Source organism: Arthrobacter woluwensis (assembly GCF_030816155.1).
In the GTDB taxonomy this organism is placed as follows: Bacteria; Actinomycetota; Actinomycetes; order Actinomycetales; family Micrococcaceae; genus Arthrobacter_E; species Arthrobacter_E woluwensis_A.
Genome location: NZ_JAUSXR010000001.1, coordinates 1,626,351 through 1,643,746, shown reverse-complemented (window position 1 = coordinate 1,643,746; position 17,396 = coordinate 1,626,351). Strand labels below are relative to the sequence as shown.

General features: G+C 67.4%; 13 protein-coding genes and 1 tRNA gene. 9 read left to right on the top strand and 5 right to left on the bottom strand.

Translation table 11 applies throughout. The annotated features are described in order from the left end of the window. Nucleotide 1: 1 nt before the first annotated feature. The 7 genes from trpC to pyk all read left to right on the top strand — a co-directional run bounded on the left by trpC (nucleotide 2) and on the right by pyk (nucleotide 12,045). The gene (trpC, locus tag QFZ52_RS07395) at nucleotides 2-814 is read left to right on the top strand and encodes an indole-3-glycerol phosphate synthase TrpC (RefSeq protein WP_307496977.1); all 813 of its coding nucleotides are present in this window, start codon (nucleotides 2-4) and stop codon (nucleotides 812-814) included. 77 nt (nucleotides 815-891) lie between these two features. Continuing rightward, complete coding sequence (gene trpB / locus QFZ52_RS07390; RefSeq protein ID WP_307496976.1) at nucleotides 892-2,301, top strand: tryptophan synthase subunit beta; 1,410 nt, start codon at nucleotides 892-894, stop codon at nucleotides 2,299-2,301. Then, complete coding sequence (gene trpA, locus QFZ52_RS07385; protein ID WP_307496975.1) at nucleotides 2,298-3,092, top strand: tryptophan synthase subunit alpha; 795 nt, start codon at nucleotides 2,298-2,300, stop codon at nucleotides 3,090-3,092. Before trpB ends, trpA begins: the two co-directional genes overlap by 4 nt. A gap of 9 nt (nucleotides 3,093-3,101) precedes the next feature. Next, nucleotides 3,102-4,211, top strand: coding sequence for a prolipoprotein diacylglyceryl transferase (gene lgt, locus QFZ52_RS07380; protein WP_307496974.1), 1,110 nt, complete (start codon nucleotides 3,102-3,104; stop codon nucleotides 4,209-4,211). 202 nt (nucleotides 4,212-4,413) lie between these two features. Next, nucleotides 4,414-9,030: a glutamate synthase large subunit gene (gene gltB, locus QFZ52_RS07375; RefSeq protein WP_307496973.1), complete on the top strand. Its 4,617-nt coding sequence runs from the start codon at nucleotides 4,414-4,416 to the stop codon at nucleotides 9,028-9,030. Then, nucleotides 9,023-10,480, top strand: coding sequence for a glutamate synthase subunit beta (locus QFZ52_RS07370; RefSeq protein ID WP_307496972.1), 1,458 nt, complete (start codon nucleotides 9,023-9,025; stop codon nucleotides 10,478-10,480). The genes gltB and QFZ52_RS07370 overlap by 8 nt, the downstream gene beginning before the upstream one ends. Before the next feature lie 71 nt (nucleotides 10,481-10,551). Further along, nucleotides 10,552-12,045 (top strand): pyruvate kinase, encoded by a 1,494-nt coding sequence (gene pyk, locus QFZ52_RS07365; protein ID WP_307496970.1) that lies wholly within the window; start codon nucleotides 10,552-10,554, stop codon nucleotides 12,043-12,045. A 143-nt stretch (nucleotides 12,046-12,188) separates the two neighbouring features. Here pyk and QFZ52_RS07360 read toward each other — a convergent pair whose 3' ends face one another. After that, nucleotides 12,189-12,803, bottom strand: a complete 615-nt coding sequence (locus QFZ52_RS07360) for an ANTAR domain-containing response regulator (protein WP_307496969.1) — start codon at nucleotides 12,801-12,803, stop codon at nucleotides 12,189-12,191. 156 nt (nucleotides 12,804-12,959) lie between these two features. On the opposite strand from QFZ52_RS07360, the gene QFZ52_RS07355 reads away from it, so the two are divergent. Continuing rightward, nucleotides 12,960-13,041, top strand: a tRNA-Leu gene (locus tag QFZ52_RS07355). A gap of 179 nt (nucleotides 13,042-13,220) precedes the next feature. On the opposite strand, the gene QFZ52_RS07350 is transcribed toward QFZ52_RS07355, so the two are convergent. Together QFZ52_RS07350 and QFZ52_RS07345 are read right to left on the bottom strand one after the other, a co-directional pair. Further along, nucleotides 13,221-13,646, bottom strand: a complete 426-nt coding sequence (locus QFZ52_RS07350; protein WP_107002549.1) for a hypothetical protein — start codon at nucleotides 13,644-13,646, stop codon at nucleotides 13,221-13,223. A gap of 85 nt (nucleotides 13,647-13,731) precedes the next feature. Continuing rightward, a complete protein-coding gene (locus QFZ52_RS07345) occupies nucleotides 13,732-14,457 on the bottom strand; it encodes a hypothetical protein (RefSeq protein WP_307496967.1) in 726 nt (241 codons plus the stop codon). A gap of 453 nt (nucleotides 14,458-14,910) precedes the next feature. Here QFZ52_RS07345 and QFZ52_RS07340 point away from each other — a divergent pair, with 453 nt between their 5' ends. Then, nucleotides 14,911-16,155 carry a lipase family protein gene (locus tag QFZ52_RS07340; protein WP_307496966.1) on the top strand — a complete coding sequence of 415 codons (1,245 nt, stop codon included), beginning with the start codon at nucleotides 14,911-14,913 and terminating at the stop codon, nucleotides 16,153-16,155. 57 nt (nucleotides 16,156-16,212) lie between these two features. Here the strand turns inward: QFZ52_RS07340 and QFZ52_RS07335 are convergent, their stop codons facing one another. Then, on the bottom strand, nucleotides 16,213-17,118 hold the full coding sequence (locus tag QFZ52_RS07335) for a prenyltransferase (protein ID WP_307496965.1): 906 nt from the start codon (nucleotides 17,116-17,118) through the stop codon (nucleotides 16,213-16,215). Beyond that, nucleotides 17,102-17,260 (bottom strand): hypothetical protein, encoded by a 159-nt coding sequence (locus tag QFZ52_RS07330; protein WP_307496964.1) that lies wholly within the window; start codon nucleotides 17,258-17,260, stop codon nucleotides 17,102-17,104. Before QFZ52_RS07330 ends, QFZ52_RS07335 begins: the two co-directional genes overlap by 17 nt. Nucleotides 17,261-17,396 lie beyond the last annotated feature (136 nt).

Below are 17,396 nucleotides of genomic sequence, written 5' to 3'. Positions count from 1 at the left end.
TGTGACTGTCCTCGACGACATCATCGCGGGGGTCCGCGAAGACCTTGAGGCCCGCCGGCAGTCGCAGGCTGCGATCGAGGACGCCGCGCGCGCCGCGGCCCCCGCGCGGGACGCCTGGGCCGCGCTCGGCGGAGGCCAGCCCGACGCCGGGCTGAAGGTCATCGCGGAGATCAAGCGCCGCAGCCCCTCCAAGGGCGAGCTGGCCGGGATCGTCGATCCTGCGGCACTCGCGGAGCAGTACGTCTCCGGGGGAGCATCCGTCATCTCGGTACTGACCGAGCAGCGCCGCTTCAACGGCAGCCTCGCCGATCTTGACGCGGTGCGCGCCCGGGTGGACGTGCCACTGCTCCGCAAGGACTTCACGGTGGACGAGTACCAGATCTGGGAGGCCCGTGCCCACGGCGCCGACCTCATCCTGCTGATCGCCGCCGCTCTCGATGACGCTCAGCTCAAGGACTTCAGCGACCTCGCCCACGAACTGGGCATGAATGTGCTGCTGGAGACCCACACGCTCGAGGAGATCGAGCGTGCTGCGGCCGTGGAAGCTCGCATCATCGGCGTCAACGTCCGCAATCTGAAGACCCTCGACGTCGACCGCGGCGTCTTCGGCGGCCTCGCCTCGGCCATTCCGGCCGGAGCGATCGCCGTGGCGGAGTCCGGGGTCCGCGGAGTCGAGGATGCCGTGCACTATGCGTCCCAGGGCGCGCAGGCGCTCCTGGTGGGCGAGGCGCTCGTCACCACCGATGACCCGCGCCGGCTGCTCCAGGACTTCCGGGAGGCAGGCACCCGTGCCATGCCGGCCCGGCGCGGCTGAACAGCTCTACGAACACGCCCGGCGATGCCCCTGCGGCGTCGCCGGTCCGAACCGAAACACAGAGGACGGTGAGCGCGATGGCGGAGAACGCATCGCAGAACCCCGGGCAGGGCGCGGCTGAAGAGCAGGCCTTCGGGGACCCCGCTGAGGCATTCCTGGCGGGACGGCTGGCGGAGCAGGCCGAGGGCGGCAGCGCCACGGACCACGGCCCCTTGCGTCACGCCGAAGGTCCCTACTTCGGTGAGTACGGCGGCCGCTGGATGCCCGAATCCCTCATCGCCGCTCTGGATGAGCTGGAGGACACCTTCAACAAGGCCCGGCTGGATCCCGATTTCCTCGCGGAGATCTCCGAGCTGAACAAGAACTACTCGGGCCGCCCGAGCCTGCTCACCGAGGCCAAGCGCTTCTCCGAGCACGCCGGTGGCGCCCGCGTCTTCCTCAAGCGCGAAGACCTCAACCACACCGGTTCGCACAAGATCAACAACGTGCTGGGTCAGGCCCTGCTCGCCAAGCGCATGGGTAAGACCCGTGTGATCGCCGAGACCGGCGCGGGTCAGCACGGCGTCGCCTCGGCCACGGCCGCCGCCCTCATGGGTCTGGAGTGCGTCGTCTACATGGGTGCCGAGGACTGCCGCCGTCAGGCCCTCAACGTGGCCCGCATGCAGCTGCTGGGCGCCACGGTCATCCCCGTCACGAACGGCTCCCAGACGCTGAAGGACGCCATCAACGAGGCGCTCCGCGACTGGGTGACCAATGTGGACAACACCCACTACCTCCTCGGCACCGCGGCCGGAGCCCACCCGTTCCCGGCCATGGTCCGCTTCTTCCACGAGGTCATCGGCGACGAGGCCCGCGAGCAGATCCTGACCCAGACGGGCCGTCTTCCGGACGCGGTCTGCGCCTGCATCGGCGGCGGCTCGAACGCGATCGGCATCTTCCACGGCTTCCTCGACGACCCCGAGGTCGCCATCTACGGCTTCGAGGCCGGCGGCGACGGCGTGGAGACCGGCCGGCACGCGGCGACCATCACGCTGGGCCGCCCCGGCGTGCTGCACGGCGCGCGCTCCTACCTGATGCAGGACGAGGACGGCCAGACGGTCGAGTCCCACTCCATCTCCGCGGGCCTGGACTACCCGGGCGTCGGGCCGGAGCACTCCTATCTGCACGACATCGGCCGCGTGACGTACGAGCCGATCACGGACACCGAAGCGATGGACGCCTTCAAGGTGCTGTCGCAGACCGAGGGCATCATCCCCGCCATCGAGTCATCCCACGCCCTCGCCGGCGCCATCAAGGTCGGCCAGCGGCTGACCGAGGGCAAGGAGGACCCCAGCGAGGTCATCATCGTCGTCAACCTGTCGGGCCGCGGTGACAAGGACGTCCAGACCGCCGCCGAGTGGTTCGACATGCTCGACGAGGACGGCAACGTCCGCGGCACCACGCTTTCCACACGTCACAGCACCACGGGTGAGGAGTCCCCGGCATGATCCACTCCAAGGCCGCGGCCGCCATCGACAAGGCGAAGGCCGAGGGGCGTTCCGCCCTGATCGGCTACCTGCCCGCCGGATACCCGGATGTCCAGACGAGCATCGACGCCGGCATCGCGCTGGCGGAGAACGGCGCGGACATCATCGAGATCGGCATCCCGTACTCGGACCCCGTCATGGACGGCCCGGTCATCCAGGCCGCGACCACCGAGGCCCTCGCGAACGGCTTCCACGTGGCGAGCGTCTTCGATGTCGTCAAGGGCATCACGGAGGCGAGCGACGCCGCCGTCGTGGTCATGACCTACTGGAACCCGGTCATGCGGCTGGGCGTCGACGAATTCGCGCGGCGGCTGGCGGAAGCCGGGGGAGCAGGCCTGGTCACGCCGGACCTCATCCCCGATGAGGCGGCCGAGTGGGTCGCCGCGTCGGACAAGTACTCGCTGGACCGCATCTTCCTGGTGGCGCCGTCCTCCACGCCGGAGCGCCTCAGCATGACGGTCCAGGCCAGCCGCGGCTTCGTGTACGCCGTCTCGGTCATGGGCGTCACCGGCGCCCGCGGCGCGGTGAGCAACCTCGCCGAGAGCCTCGTGGCGGCCACCCACGCCGCCGGCGCGGAACGCGTGTGCGTCGGGCTGGGCGTGTCCCGGGCCGAGCACGTCCGGGAGATCGCCTCTTACGCCGATGGCGTGATCGTGGGCTCCGCCCTGGTCTCGGCCCTCCGCGACGGCGGCGTCCCCGCCGTCGCGCAGCTCACTCAGGAACTCAGCGCCGGATTCACCCCGGCCGGATAGGAACCCGGTATGCAGACCGCCCTGATGGCGACCCAGCTCACTGCCAGCATCCCCAGCCCCAGCTGGTCGGGGTTCGAGCTGGGACCGTTCAGCATCAGGGCGTACGCCCTGTGCATCCTGCTCGGCATCGTGGTGGGCCTCTGGCTCACTGCGGTCCGCTGGAAGCGCCGTGGCACGCCGGAGGGCAGCCTGTGGGACATCGCCATCTGGGCGATCCCGTTCGGCATCATCGGCGGTCGCCTCTATCATGTGGTCTCCTCGCCGGCGCAGTACTTCGGCCCGAACTTCGACGGCACGGGTGACCTCAGCCTGATCCCGCAGATCTGGCGTGGTGGCCTGGGCATCTGGGGCGCGGTGGTCCTGGGCGCGGTCGGCGCGTGGATCGGCTGCCGCCGGTCCGGGGTGAAGCTCAGCGCGTTCATGGACGCGGCGGCGCCCGGCCTGCTCCTCGCTCAGGCGATCGGCCGTTGGGGCAACTGGTTCAACCAGGAGCTCTTCGGCGCGCCCACGGACCTGCCGTGGGGCCTGCAGATCGACCCGCAGAACCCGAACTTCCCCGCCGACGCGGCCCCGGGCACCCTGTTCCACCCGACGTTCCTCTACGAGAGCCTCTGGAACCTGATCGGCGTCGTCATCCTGCTGCTGCTGGACCGCCGGTTCCACTTCCGCCGTGCCCGCCTCTTCGCCCTGTACGCCGCGTACTACTGCCTGGGCCGCGTCTGGATCGAACTGCTCCGGATCGACGACGCCGAGCACATCACCCTCTTCGGCGTCACCACCCGCCTCAACGTCTGGACGAGCATCTTCGTGCTCATCGCGGCCCTGCTGTACTTCGTGATCGCCGGTTTCGGACGCTCGAAGCGGGGCGACACACCGTACCTGAAGGGTCGCGAACCGGAGCCCGAAGCGCCGGCCGGTAGTCACGAACCGGAAGTTACCATCCAGGATGCGGAAGGTTCCGTCTCAGATGGTGGTCCTCGTGGTAGTGTCGCTGCAACACCGAGCGATGCTGCAACCGATGATGACCCTGCAGCAGCCCAGCCCGAAGCGGACGCCACCCCCCAGTCCGCGGGCCCGGAAGCCTCCTCCTCGTCCACCGACCAGGAATCCCGGAACTGAATCCAGCCACGGCCCCGCCCCGTCACGACGGGGGCGGCCTGATGCCACCCCTCCGAGGGGTGTAACCATTCGTTCGGTGACCGCTGGTGACCTACAATCGCTAGTATCAATCGCCTTGTTGCGCTCGTCACAATGACGCGCGAACGACTGGGGCCAATGTTGTCCCCTCCACCAGCTCGACCAGGAGGAAGGACGCTCCGTCATGACTCATACGCGGCACCACGCACCCGAAGTGGATCCGGCAGCCCCCGGGCAGCCGGAGAACCCTTTCGTGCGGTTCGCGGCTCAGCCTGCCGCCTCGGGGCTTTACCGCCCCGAGGAGGAGAAGGACGCCTGTGGCCTCGCCATCATCGCCACCCTGCGGGGTGAGCCTGGCTACGACATCGTCGCCAATGCCCTCCATGCACTGCGCAGCCTGGAACACCGAGGCGCCGTCGGCGCCGACGAGGGAACCGGCGACGGCGCCGGCCTGCTGACGCAGATCCCGGACGAGTTCTTCCGCGCGGTCCTCGACTTCGAGCTGCCCGCCCAGGGACAGTACGCCGTCGGCACCGCTTTCCTTCCCGCTGTCCCCGGCGAGGCCGACGCCGCCCGTCAGGGCATCGAGGGCCTGGCCGGTGAAGAAGGCCTGTCGGTCATCGGCTGGCGCGAGGTCCCCATCCGCGCCGAGCTGGTCGGATCCATGGCCCGCGCCTGCATGCCGTTCTTCGCGCAGCCCTTCTTCGCGGCGCCCGACGGCGCTGAGCTGAGCCGGGACGAGCTGGACCGCCGGGTCTGGCGGATCCGCAAGCGCGCTCAGAACCGCTTCGGTGTCTACTTCCCGTCGCTCTCGAGCCGCACGATCGTCTACAAGGGCATGCTCACCACGGCCCAGCTCGAACCGTTCTACCCGGACCTCTCGGACACCCGGTTCAAGAGCAAGCTCGCGATCGTACACTCGCGCTTCTCGACCAACACCTTCCCGTCCTGGCCGCTCGCACAGCCGTTCCGGACGATCGCCCATAACGGTGAGATCAACACCGTGAAGGGCAACCGGAACTGGATGCGTGCCCGCCAGTCGCAGCTCGCCAGCCCGCTGCTCGGGAACTCCCCGGAGGATCTCTACCCGATCTGCACCCCGGGTGCCTCCGACTCCGCGTCCTTCGATGAGGTCGCCGAACTCCTCTGGCTGTCCGGCCGCCCCATCAGCCACGCGATCATGATGATGATCCCGGAGGCGTGGGAGAACCACACCGCCATGGACCCGGCCCGCCGTGCTTTCTACGAGTACCACTCCATGCTCATGGAGCCGTGGGACGGCCCTGCCGCGGTGTCCTTCACCGACGGCAACCTCGTCGGCGCGACGCTGGACCGCAACGGCCTGCGTCCCGGCCGGTACTGGATCACCGAGGACGGCATGATCGTCTTCGCCTCCGAGGTGGGTGTCCTGGACATCGAGCCGTCGAAGGTGGTCAAGAAGGGCCGCGTCTCGCCGGGCAAGATGTTCCTGGTCGACACCGGGGAAGGCCGCATCATCGCGGACGAGGAGGTCAAGGCGGAGATCGCCGCCTCGAACCCGTGGGCCGAATGGGTGGAGCAGAACCTCGTCAAGCTGGACGACCTCCCCGAGCGCGAGCACGTGGTCCACACCCCTGCCTCGGTCAACATCCGCCAGCGGACCTTCGGCTACACCACGGAGGAACTGAAGATCCTCCTCGGGCCCATGGCCCGCACGGGCGCCGAGCCCCTGGGCGCGATGGGTTCGGACACCCCGGTGGCCGTGCTCTCCGAGCGTCCCCGCGTCCTGTTCGACTACTTCGTGCAGTCGTTCGCCCAGGTGACCAACCCTCCGCTGGATGCCATCCGCGAAGAGCTCGTGACCTCCATGCGCTGCGCCGTCGGGCCCAATGGCAACATGCTGGACACGGGGCTGATCCGCCAGCCGCAGATCGCCCTGCCGTACCCCGTGATCAACAACGATCAGCTCTCGAAGATCGCGAACATGGAGAACGCCGACGGCGACCGCGTGGCCATCAAGGTCCGCGGCCTGTACCGCCCCGAGGGCGGCGAGCAGGCTCTCCGCACGCGCATCAAGGAGATCTGCGAGCAGATCTCCAGCGCGATCAACCGTGGCGTCCAGTACGTCGTGCTCTCGGACCGTGACTCGAACGCCCAGTGGGCGCCGATCCCGTCGCTCCTGCTGCTGTCCGCCGTGCACCACCACCTGCTGCGCAGCGCGAACCGCACCAAGACGGCCCTGCTGGTCGAGGCCGGCGACGTCCGTGAGGTCCACCATGTGGCCGTGCTGATCGGTTACGGCGCCTCCGCGGTCAACCCGTACCTCGCCATGGAGAGCGTCGAAGAGCTCATCCGCACCGGTGAACTGCGCGGTGTCACCCCGGAGACCGGCGTCTACAACCTGATCAAGGGCCTCGGCAAGGGCGTCCTGAAGATCATGTCCAAGATGGGCATCTCCACCGTGGCGTCGTACTGCGGCGCGCAGACCTTCGAGGCGCTGGGTCTCTCTCAGGACCTGGTCGATGAGTTCTTCTCCGGCACCCACTCGCAGCTGGGTGGTGTGGGCCTAGACGTGATCGCGCAGGAGGTGCTCACGCGCCATCGGTTCGCGTACCCGGAAGAGGGCATCGAGCTTCCGCACAGCCCGCTCAACGGCGGCGGCGAGTACCAGTGGCGCCGTGACGGCGAGCCGCACCTGTTCAACCCGGAGACGGTGTTCCGCCTGCAGCACTCCACACGTGAGCGCCGCTACGACATCTTCAAGGAGTACACGCGCGGCATCGACGATCAGTCGGGCAAGCTCATGACGCTCCGCGGCCTCCTGAAGTTCAAGGAGGGCCTGCGCCCGTCGGTGCCCCTAGAGGAGGTCGAGTCCGTCTCCTCGATCGTCAAGCGCTTCTCCACGGGCGCCATGAGCTACGGCTCGATCTCCAAGGAGGCGCACGAGACGCTCGCCATCGCCATGAACCGTCTGGGCGCCAAGTCCAACACGGGTGAGGGCGGCGAGGACGTGGACCGTCTGCTGGATCCGGAGCGCCGCTCCGCGATCAAGCAGATCGCGTCCGGTCGTTTCGGCGTCACGAGCCTGTACCTGAGCAACGCCGACGACATCCAGATCAAGATGGCCCAGGGCGCCAAGCCGGGCGAGGGCGGACAGCTCATGGCCCAGAAGGTGTACCCCTGGGTGGCGCGCACGCGGCACTCGACGCCCGGCGTCGGGCTCATCTCGCCGCCGCCGCACCACGACATCTACTCGATCGAGGACCTCGCTCAGCTGATCTACGACGCCAAGCGGTCGAACCCGTCCGCCCGCGTCCACGTGAAGCTGGTCTCCGAGGTCGGCATCGGCACCGTGGCGTCCGGCGTGACCAAGGCGAAGGCCGACGTCGTGCTGGTCTCCGGACACGACGGCGGCACCGGCGCCTCGCCGCTCAACTCGCTCAAGCACGCGGGTGTGCCGTGGGAGCTCGGCCTGGCCGAGACCCAGCAGACCCTCATGCTGAACAACCTCCGGGAGCGCGTGGTCGTCCAGGTGGACGGCCAGCTCAAGACCGGGCGTGACGTGGTCATCGCGGCGCTCCTGGGCGCCGAGGAATACGGCTTCGCCACGGCGCCGCTCGTGGTGTCCGGCTGCATCATGATGCGCGTCTGCCACCTCGACACCTGCCCGGTGGGCGTCGCGACCCAGAACCCCGAGCTGCGGTCCCGCTTCACGGGCAAGCCGGAGTTCGTGGTGAACTTCTTCGAGTTCCTGGCGGAGGAGGTGCGTGAGATCCTCGCCGAGCTCGGTTTCCGGACCCTCGATGAGGCGATCGGGCACTCCGAGTACCTGGACAAGGAAGCGGCCATCACCCACTGGAAGGCCTCCGGACTGGATCTGGATCCGATCCTGAACGGGCTGGACTTCGACGAGGACGCCCCGCTGCGCAACACCACCGGGCAGAACCACGAGCTGGACCAGCATTTCGACCAGCAGCTCATCCGTCTCTCGGCGGACGCCCTGGAACGCCGCGAGCCCGTCAAGATCACGCTCGGCGTGGTCAACACGGACCGTTCGGTGGGCACGATGCTGGGTCACGTGGTCACCAAGACGTTCGGGGTGGACACTCTCGCCCCGGACACGATCGACATCACCCTGACGGGCACGGCCGGTCAGTCGCTCGGCGCCTTCCTGCCGGCCGGCATCACGCTCCGGCTCGACGGCGACTCGAACGACTACGTCGGCAAGGGCTTGTCCGGTGGCCGCATCATCGTCCGACCGGACCGCCAGAACGTTTTCCCGGCGGAGCGGAACGTGATCGCGGGCAACGTGATCGGCTACGGCGCCACGAGCGGCGAGATCTACCTGCGCGGTCAGGTCGGCGAACGCTTCCTGGTGCGCAACTCCGGCGCCACCGCGGTGGTCGAGGGGATCGGCGACCACGGCTGCGAGTACATGACCGGCGGTCAGACGCTGATCCTGGGACGCACCGGCCGCAACTTCGGCGCCGGCATGTCCGGCGGCACGGCCTACGTGCTGGACCTGCGCCCGGAGAAGGTCAACAAGGATGCGCTGGAGAACGGCGAGCTCAAGCTCCTGGAGCTGGACGCCGAGGACCGTGACATCGTGCACGGCCTGCTCAAGCGTCACGCGGAGGAGACCGGATCCCAGCTGGCCGCACGCCTGCTGGAGAACTTTGACGACACGGCCGCACGGGTGACCAAGGTCCTGCCCCGCGACTACGCGGCCGTACTGCAGACTCGACTGGACGCCCTCGAAGAGGGTCTCGACCCGGATGGCGAAGAGGTCTGGTCCCGTATTTTGGAGGTAACCGGTGGCTGATCCCCGTGGCTTTTTGAAGGTCCGCGAACGCGAGACCCAGCCTCGCCGCCCCGTTCCGGTCCGCATCATGGACTGGAAGGAAGTGTACGAGGCGCAGGAGAAGGGCGTCCTGAAGAGCCAGGCCGGCCGGTGCATGGACTGCGGTGTGCCGTTCTGTCACCAGGGCTGTCCTCTGGGCAACCTCATTCCTGAATGGAACGACCTCGTGTGGCGTGACCGTGGCCAGGAGGCCATCGAACGCCTGCACGCCACCAACAACTTCCCGGAGTTCACCGGTCGGCTGTGCCCGGCGCCCTGCGAGTCGTCCTGCGTGCTGGGCATCAACCAGCCCGCCGTGACCATCAAGCAGGTCGAGGTCTCGATCATCGACCAGGCCTTCGAGGAAGGCTGGGTCACTCCTTTGCCGCCCACCCGTCTGACGGGCAAGACGGTGGCCGTGGTCGGTTCCGGCCCGGCCGGCCTCGCCGTGGCGCAGCAGCTCACCCGTGTCGGCCACACCGTGGCCGTCTACGAGCGGGACGACAAGATCGGTGGCCTGCTGCGGTACGGCATCCCGGACTTCAAGATGGAGAAGGACCACCTGGACCGCCGTCTGGAGCAGATGAAGGCCGAGGGCACCCGCTTCCGTCCGGGCGTCAACGTGGGCGTCGACGTCACGTGGGAGCAGCTGCGCCGGCGTTACGACGCCGTCGTGGTCACCACCGGCGCCACCGTGCCCCGTGATCTCCCGATCCCCGGCCGTGAGCTGTCCGGCGTGCACTACGCCATGGACTACCTGGTGCCGTCCAACCGCGTGGTCGCGGGGGAGGATCCGGAGAACCACATCGACGCCCGCGGCAAGCACGTGGTCATCCTCGGCGGCGGTGACACCGGCGCCGACTGCATCGGCACCGCGCACCGCCAGCAGGCGGCGTCCGTGACGACGCTCGCGATCGGCAAGCAGCCTCCGGCCGAGCGCCCCGCTCACCAGCCGTGGCCGCTGTTCCCGACGCTTTTCGAAGTGGCCAGTGCCCATGAGGAGGGCGGTGAGCGCACCTACCTCGCGTCCACCGTCGAATTCGTGGGGGAGAACGGTCAGCTCACCGGCATCAAGGTCGCGGAGACCGAGTTCGTGGACGGCAAGCGCCTCCCGAAAGCCGGCACCGAGCGGATCATCCCGGCCGACCTGGTCTTCCTCGCTCTCGGATTCACCGGCGCGGAGCCGGCCGGGATCACCGAGCAGATCAAGGCGGAGTTCGACGGCCGCGGCAACGTCAGCCGCGACGCCGAGTACATGACCAGCACGGAAGGCGTCTTCGTTGCCGGCGACGCAGGCCGTGGCCAGTCACTGATCGTGTGGGCGATCGCCGAGGGCCGTGCGTGCGCGGCCTCGGTGGACCGGTTCCTGACCGGGAGCACCATCCTCCCGGCTCCCGTGGCGCCCACCGATCGAGCCATCTCGCTGCTCTAGGCCCAAAGGCCTGCACGAGATTTTCAACAGAAGTCAACCTTCCGTAAAAAGCAATGAACTAGGTTAGGTATATGAGACGCGCAAAGATTGTGGCCACTTTCGGCCCCGCCCTGGGCACCTATGAGAAGGCCCTCGAGGTCATCCAGGCGGGCATGAACGTGGCCCGCCTGAACATGAGCCACGGCGATCACTCCATGCACGATGTGAACTACGAGAACATCCGCAAGGCTTCGTCGATGCTCGGTGTGGCCGTGGGCATCATGGCCGACCTTCAGGGGCCCAAGATCCGTCTGGGCAAGTTCGTCAACGATGAGAAGCACTTCCTGGAGGTGGGGGACCAGTTCACCATCACCACGGAAAACGTGCCGGGCACCAAGGAGATCTGCTCCACCACGCTCAAGAGCCTCACCGAGGACGTCCGTCCCGGTGACACCCTCCTGATCGACGACGGCAAGGTCGCTCTGCGCGCCGTGAGCGTCGACGAGGTCAAGGTCGTCGCCGAGGTCACCGTGCCGGGCTACGTGTCCAACAACAAGGGCATCAACCTGCCCGGCGTCGCCGTCAACGTCCCCGCCCTGAGCGAGAAGGACGAGACCGATCTCCGCTGGGCGCTGCAGCGCGGCGTCGACATGATCGCACTGTCCTTCGTGCGCGATGCCACGGACATCACCCGTGTCCACGAGATCATGGACGAGGAAGGCCGGAAGATCCCGGTCATCGCCAAGATCGAGAAGCCGCAGGCCGTCGATCAGCTGCATGACATCGTCGACGCGTTCGACGCCATCATGGTCGCCCGTGGCGACCTCGGAGTCGAGCTGCCCCTCGAAGAAGTGCCGGTCGTCCAGAAGAAGGCCATCGCCGAAGCCCGTCGCTGGGCCAAGCCGGTCATCGTCGCCACCCAGGTGCTCGAATCCATGATCGAGAACCCCCGCCCCACCCGTGCCGAGGCCTCCGACTGCGCCAACGCCGTGCTGGATGGCGCCGACGCGGTCATGCTCTCCGGTGAGACCAGCGTGGGCAAGTACGCGATCGAGACGGTCAAGACCATGGCCCGCATCATCGAGTACACGGAGGAGAAGGCTCTGGACCTCGTTCCGGCCCTCGGCTCCAAGCCGAAGACCCGTGGCGGCGCCATCACCCTGGCCGCCGTGGAGATCGCCGACCAGCTCGACGCCAAGTACATCTGCACCTTCACGCAGTCCGGTGACTCGGCCCGCCGCCTGTCCCGCCTGCGTCCGAAGAAGCCGATCTTCGCGTTCACCCCGGTGGACCAGGTCCGCAACTTCCTGGCCCTGACCTGGGGCATCCAGCCGATCCAGGTCCCCATGGTGAACCACACCGACGCCATGACCGCCCAGGTCGACACCTTCCTGGCGGATCTGGAGCTGGTCCAGGAGGACGACCTCGTGGTCATCGCCGCCGGTTCGCCTCCCGGACAGGCCGGCACCACCAACTCCATCAAGGTCCACAAGGTGGGCGACCTGGCAGACACCGGCCGTGCCGGCCAGGAGGAGCGTCGGGAGCCCATCGGCCCCTGGCCCGCCAAGAAGAAGAAAAAGAAGTAGCGTCTCGCTGCGTTCCCCGAGGGGGCGGTCCGGAAGGGCCGCCCCCTCGGGCGTTCCCGGCCGGGGCTCTCCTGCGGAAACGACGACGGCGGCGCACCCGGAGTGGGTGCGCCGCCGTCGTCGCTGGCTGGCTGAGGGGGAGCTCAGTTCACCTGGTTGATGATGGTCTCCGCGACCTCGCGCATGCTGAGGCGACGGTCCATGGAGGTCTTCTGGATCCAGCGGAAGGCCTCGGGCTCGGAGAGGCCCATCTTGGTGGTGAGAAGGCTCTTGGCGCGCTCCACGAGCTTGCGGGTGGCGAACTGCTCCTTGAGGTCCACCACCTCCTTCTCGAGGGCCTTGATCTCCTCGTGGCGGGACAGCGCGATCTCGATGGCCGGGATCAGGTCCGCCGGGGTGAACGGCTTGACCACGTAGGCCATGGCGCCGGCCTCGCGGGCGCGCTCGACGAGTTCCTTCTGGCTGAAAGCGGTCAGGAGCACGACGGGGGCGATCCGGGCTTTCGCGATCTGCTCGGCGGCGCTGATGCCGTCCATGACGGGCATCTTGACGTCCATGATCACCAGATCCGGCTTGTGTTCTTCGGCGAGCTCGACGGCGCGCTGGCCGTTGTCGGCTTCGGCGACGACGTCGTAGCCTTCACCGCGGAGGATCTCGATGATGTCGAGGCGGATGAGGGTCTCATCCTCGGCGACCACGATGCGCTTGGCCGGGCCGTTGGTGATTTCAGTGGTGTCCTGGGCAGGGGATTCGCTCACAGGGTCTCCTTTAACGAGGGGAACGGGGACAACGTGTCAGGTCTATGGCGCCGTTGCCAGTGGCCCTGATGGGCAATTTGACGCTCTTAGCCTATCGCCATGTAGAGTTATCACGCGTATGCGGCCCGCGTGATGTCGCGGACCGCTTCGGTGCCTGCCCGAGTGGCGGAATTGGCAGACGCGCCGCACTCAAAATGCGGTATCGAAAGGTGTGTGGGTTCGAGTCCCACCTCGGGCACCGACAGACCGACTCGGCAGTCGTGGAAGATCTCCACGAGCCGACGGCGTCGACGACATGGAAAGGGCCCCGTCCAGCTGGACGGGGCCCTTTCCGTTCACCGGGCGCTCACCCACGCGAGGCCGCGGCAGCGCAAGCCTCAGGGGTCGGCGTCGGCGTCCGGCGACAGCCACCCGGGGTCAGCACCGCCCGATGATCGAGGTGACGTTCGGGCCGGTGTAAACGTAGCGATCGGTCACCCAACGGGAGCCTCCGGCCGTGTAGACCTTCAGCCAGATGTTGTCACCGTCGACGGATTCCCCGTAGGTCCAGCAATCGAACTCGTAGACCTGACCTGCGCGCAGGGTGTAGCCGGCATAGGAGTATCCGCTGCCCGGGCCCGTCCTGACGTTCAGGGTGGTGTCGGTGTAGACCTGCGCGCACTTCGACGCGCGATCGCTGTAGGAGACTGCTCCGCCATAGCCATTGTGGGGGAACGAGGAGCACAGCTTGATGGTGCTGGAGAGCTTGGGGACCGCCGCCTGAGCAGGTGCGGCCGCCGCGGCGGCTGAGAGCGCTGCGCCCAGCATGATCGCTGCGGCCGACTTCTTCCAAAGGGCTTTCATCAGGGAATCTCCTTGATCGGTGAGGGTTGTGCGAATGATGAGAAGGTTGTGCGGGTGGCGCCGAGCAGCGTGAGGGCGGTCCGGTCTACTGGACCTTGCCGATCCGGGTGGCGAAGTCGGCCCAGGTCGCGTCTGCCTGGCTCTCCATGAACTGGCGCATCCAGTTCTCGACGGAAGCCCAGTTGAGCGCCGGACCGGTGGCGTGCACGTTGAGGAACGTCCGGGAAGCGCCGGAACGGATGCGGAAGTTCATCACGGCGCCCTTCATGACTCCATCGGTGCCGATGAAGGAGACGCCGTTCGTGCGAACCTGGATGACTTTGAAATGTCCTGGTGCGGGCGCATCCGAATGCAAGGCCACGGGATCGGACATCATCGACTTGGGCGAACCGAGGTGGAAGGTCGATCCGCACGTCAGATTGTTCATGGCCTTGTTGAGGTTGTTGTTCACGCGCAGCTGATACGTCGTCCCATTGGTGTTCGTCACGGTCTGGTACGTGACGTGGGTGTAGTTGTGCAGGGGAAAAACCGTCCCGAGCTGGGCCTTCGTCCTGGCCCAGACATTGTCTGCGACCTTCAAGCCGTACGGGTCATTCTGGAGAAGGCGGCTCCACCCGGCACTCGAGATCGGGATGTTCTTCTCCATGTTGTAGCCATAGCCTGAACCGCCATTCTGGTAGGCGCCGCACAGGGTCGTTCCCTCGTACTTGTCGGCGTCCGGCGTGGTCCCGGCGTGAGCCGAGGAGATCGGTCCGAGCGCCAGCAGTCCTATGGAGACCGCAATGGCCGCGAGAGATTTCTTCTTGAGCATTCTTCCCCCTGGATGTCATGCTGCGACTGATCGCAGTCGAATAGGCGTCACAACGAGCAGCGCTGTTTGGGCTGGTCATAGGCGGTCGAACCGCCGTTGACGACGCGACCAGACTATCCGGGCGAGGCGCTCGCCGAAAGGGTTAATCCACATTTTGTTTGAACTCGGGCGGGCGAAACGGAAGCGCATGCTCCAGTGGGAAGCCAGGTCTCGGTGCCAGAACGGTGACCGTGAAACCGGACGGCCTCCACGACCTGCCGCGCCGTCGAGCACTGCCCGACAGTCCCGAGCGCGGCGGCTCAACGCGGCCGTCAAGAGCAAGTGAAATTTCAGTCTCACTCTTGACCGGCAAGTTACTGGCAAGTAGGTTTCAAGCTATCACCGCGCCTTACCCCGGGTTCACGGCTTCGTGGGCCCGACATTCACGGAACAAAGACGTCCCGAAAGGCCACCATGACATCGTTGACCCGCCGCGTCGCCACTGCGGCCTCGGTATCACTGCTCACTGTCCTCTCTTTGCTGCCCGGGGCCCCGGCCCAGGCGGCACCTCTCACCGATCCGGGTGACGCGACCCGGCCGGCGTTCTATCAGGCGCCAGCACAGCTCCCGGCTCAGAACGGCGCAGTCATCAAGGCCGAACCGGCGCCCTTCCATCTGGATCCTCTCAACTTGCGCGGCACGCTCATCACGTCCCAGCGCATCATGTACAAGACGACGAACCGGACAGGCACCCCGGTCGGCGTCACCGGCACGGTGATCACCCCCAAGACCGCGTGGTCCGGCCCCGGAAAGCGACCGCTGATCTCGTTCGCCGTCGGCACGCAAGGCCTCGCTGACCAGTGTGCGCCCTCCCGTCTGCTGGCCTTCGCCGCGGAGTACGAAGAGGTGTTCGTCGGGACGTTGCTGAGCCGGGGCTACGCCGTCGCGATCACCGACTACGAAGGTCTGGGCACGGCAGGCATTCACACCTACATGGACCGCGCCTCCCAAGGCCGCGCTGTGCTGGACATGGCCCGGGCAGCCATCGCCCTTCCCGGGACCGGGCTGAGCCCGCAGTCACCGATCGGCATCGACGGGTATTCACAAGGCGGCGGGGCGGCGGCAGCCGCGGCCGAGCTCGCACCGAGCTATGCGCCGGAGCTCCAGATCAAGGGAGTCTCCGCCGGGGCCGTCCCCGCGGACCTCACCGCGGTCGGAACGTCGCTGGACGGCGGTCTGTACGCCGAGTTCATGCTCTTCGCGCTCGACGGGCTGGTCAGTTCCTACGGTGTCGACCCGGCGTCGTTCCTCAACGCTGCCGGGCAGGCCAAGGCCGTGGAGGTCTCCAACCACTGCGTCTGGAACCTGCCGCAGAACAGCTACGTGAAGATGTCGAATCTGTCCTCCTCGGGGCAGTCGTTCACGCAGCTCGCACAGCAGGCGCCGATCTCGACGATGCTGGCGGATCAGCTCATCGGACGCTCGCGTCCGGGGGCTCCCGTGCTGATCACGCATTCCGTCGCCGATGATGTGATTCCGTACCGTGTCGGCAAGGGGCTGGCCCAGCGCTGGTGCACGGCTGGGACGACCGTGAACTTCGTGCCCACTCCGGTGCCGACCCACGTCGGCGGAGCGGCGCCGCACTTCGCGGCGACGCTGGCGTTCTTCGAAGCGCGGTTCCGGGGCCTTCCCGCGACCAACAACTGCTGGACGCTCTGACCGTCCAGAGCGGTCCGTCCCGGTTCAGGAAGCTTCCGGGACGGACCGCTGTCACGTTCAGATCCCCAGGCTGAGCCCGATCATGGTCAGGGTGACCGCGAAGCCGGTCAGGTAGTTGAGCCAGAGGAATCGCCGCCAGCCGGGCCTGGTCCGTTCCGACGTCTCATCTCGCACCCCGAGATACGGGGCGACATTGAGGAGGTAGGGGATCGCGAGAAGACCGGTCCAGCGGGCCGGTCCTCCGCTCACCAGGAGGACCACGCCCGCGGCGGCATAGCAGACCACCACGAACGCGAGGGTCACGCGGCTCCCGAGCAGCGTGCCGATCGAGTCGATGTCGGCTTCGCGGTCCGGGAGGATGTCCTGGATCGCCCCGAAGGCGTGGCTCGCCATGCCCCAGAGGAAGAAGGCGCAGAGCACGCTCAGGCCGACCGCGGCGTCGTCGGCCTTCACGACCGCCGAACCGCCCGGAGCCCACCCGGCGAGGACCAGACCGTACAGCGCGGGGGAGACGAAGTGCGTGCTGGAGGTGATGGAGTCCAGGATCGGCTTCTCTTTGAACCGCAGCCCCGCGACGCTGTACGCGGCGACGGCGAACAGCGAGACGGCGAGCACGAGCCAGCTCCACGGCCCGCCGCCGAGCACCACGGCGATGACGAACGGCACGCACGAACCCCACACCAGGTACAGCACGGTTCGGTGCAGCGACGGGTCCAGCACCGCGCCCTCGACACCTCCCTTGCGGGGGTTGCGGAGGTCGGATTCGTAGTCGAACACGTCGTTGGTGCCGTACATCGCCGCGTTGTAGGGGACCAGGAAGAACAGCGTGCCGACCACGAGCTTCCAGTCGACTACTCCGGCGGTCAGGAAGTACGCGGCGGCGAAGGGGAAGGCGGTGTTAGGCCAGGAGATGGGGCGGGACGCCACGAAGACCTTGCGCAGCAGATCAGCGGTCAGCGTCATGGCCACCCCGCTTTTCGCGTCCGCGGAGGAGCACCCAGAGCGCGGGGAGCATCAGGGCCGCCGCCACCGGGTAGGCGAAGTCCTCCACGGGCACGTTGCCGAGGTGTGCGCCGCTGAGGCTTGTCGGATCGTAGGAGAACACGCCCGACGGCGATCATCACGTTGTCGAACACCGCCGTGAGTGCCAGGAGCACGACGCCGGCCAGCAGCACCGCGGGCCAGCTCACCCGGGCACCCGCCCACCGTCCGTCGCGTCGGCGCGCGGCCCTCGCCACTAC

Excerpts from the sequence above, each read along its gene's own strand:
- trpB (WP_307496976.1), top strand. The coding sequence starts at position 892 with ATGGCGGAGAACGCATCGCAGAACCCCGGGCAGGGCGCGGCTGAAGAG.
- trpA (WP_307496975.1), top strand. The coding sequence starts at position 2,298 with ATGATCCACTCCAAGGCCGCGGCCGCCATCGACAAGGCGAAGGCCGAG.
- lgt (WP_307496974.1), top strand. The coding sequence starts at position 3,102 with ATGCAGACCGCCCTGATGGCGACCCAGCTCACTGCCAGCATCCCCAGC.
- gltB (WP_307496973.1), top strand. The coding sequence starts at position 4,414 with ATGACTCATACGCGGCACCACGCACCCGAAGTGGATCCGGCAGCCCCC.
- pyk (WP_307496970.1), top strand. The coding sequence starts at position 10,552 with ATGAGACGCGCAAAGATTGTGGCCACTTTCGGCCCCGCCCTGGGCACC.
- QFZ52_RS07350 (WP_107002549.1), bottom strand. The coding sequence starts at position 13,646 with ATGAAAGCCCTTTGGAAGAAGTCGGCCGCAGCGATCATGCTGGGCGCA.
- QFZ52_RS07345 (WP_307496967.1), bottom strand. The coding sequence starts at position 14,457 with ATGCTCAAGAAGAAATCTCTCGCGGCCATTGCGGTCTCCATAGGACTG.
- QFZ52_RS07340 (WP_307496966.1), top strand. The coding sequence starts at position 14,911 with ATGACATCGTTGACCCGCCGCGTCGCCACTGCGGCCTCGGTATCACTG.
- QFZ52_RS07335 (WP_307496965.1), bottom strand. The coding sequence starts at position 17,118 with ATGACGCTGACCGCTGATCTGCTGCGCAAGGTCTTCGTGGCGTCCCGC.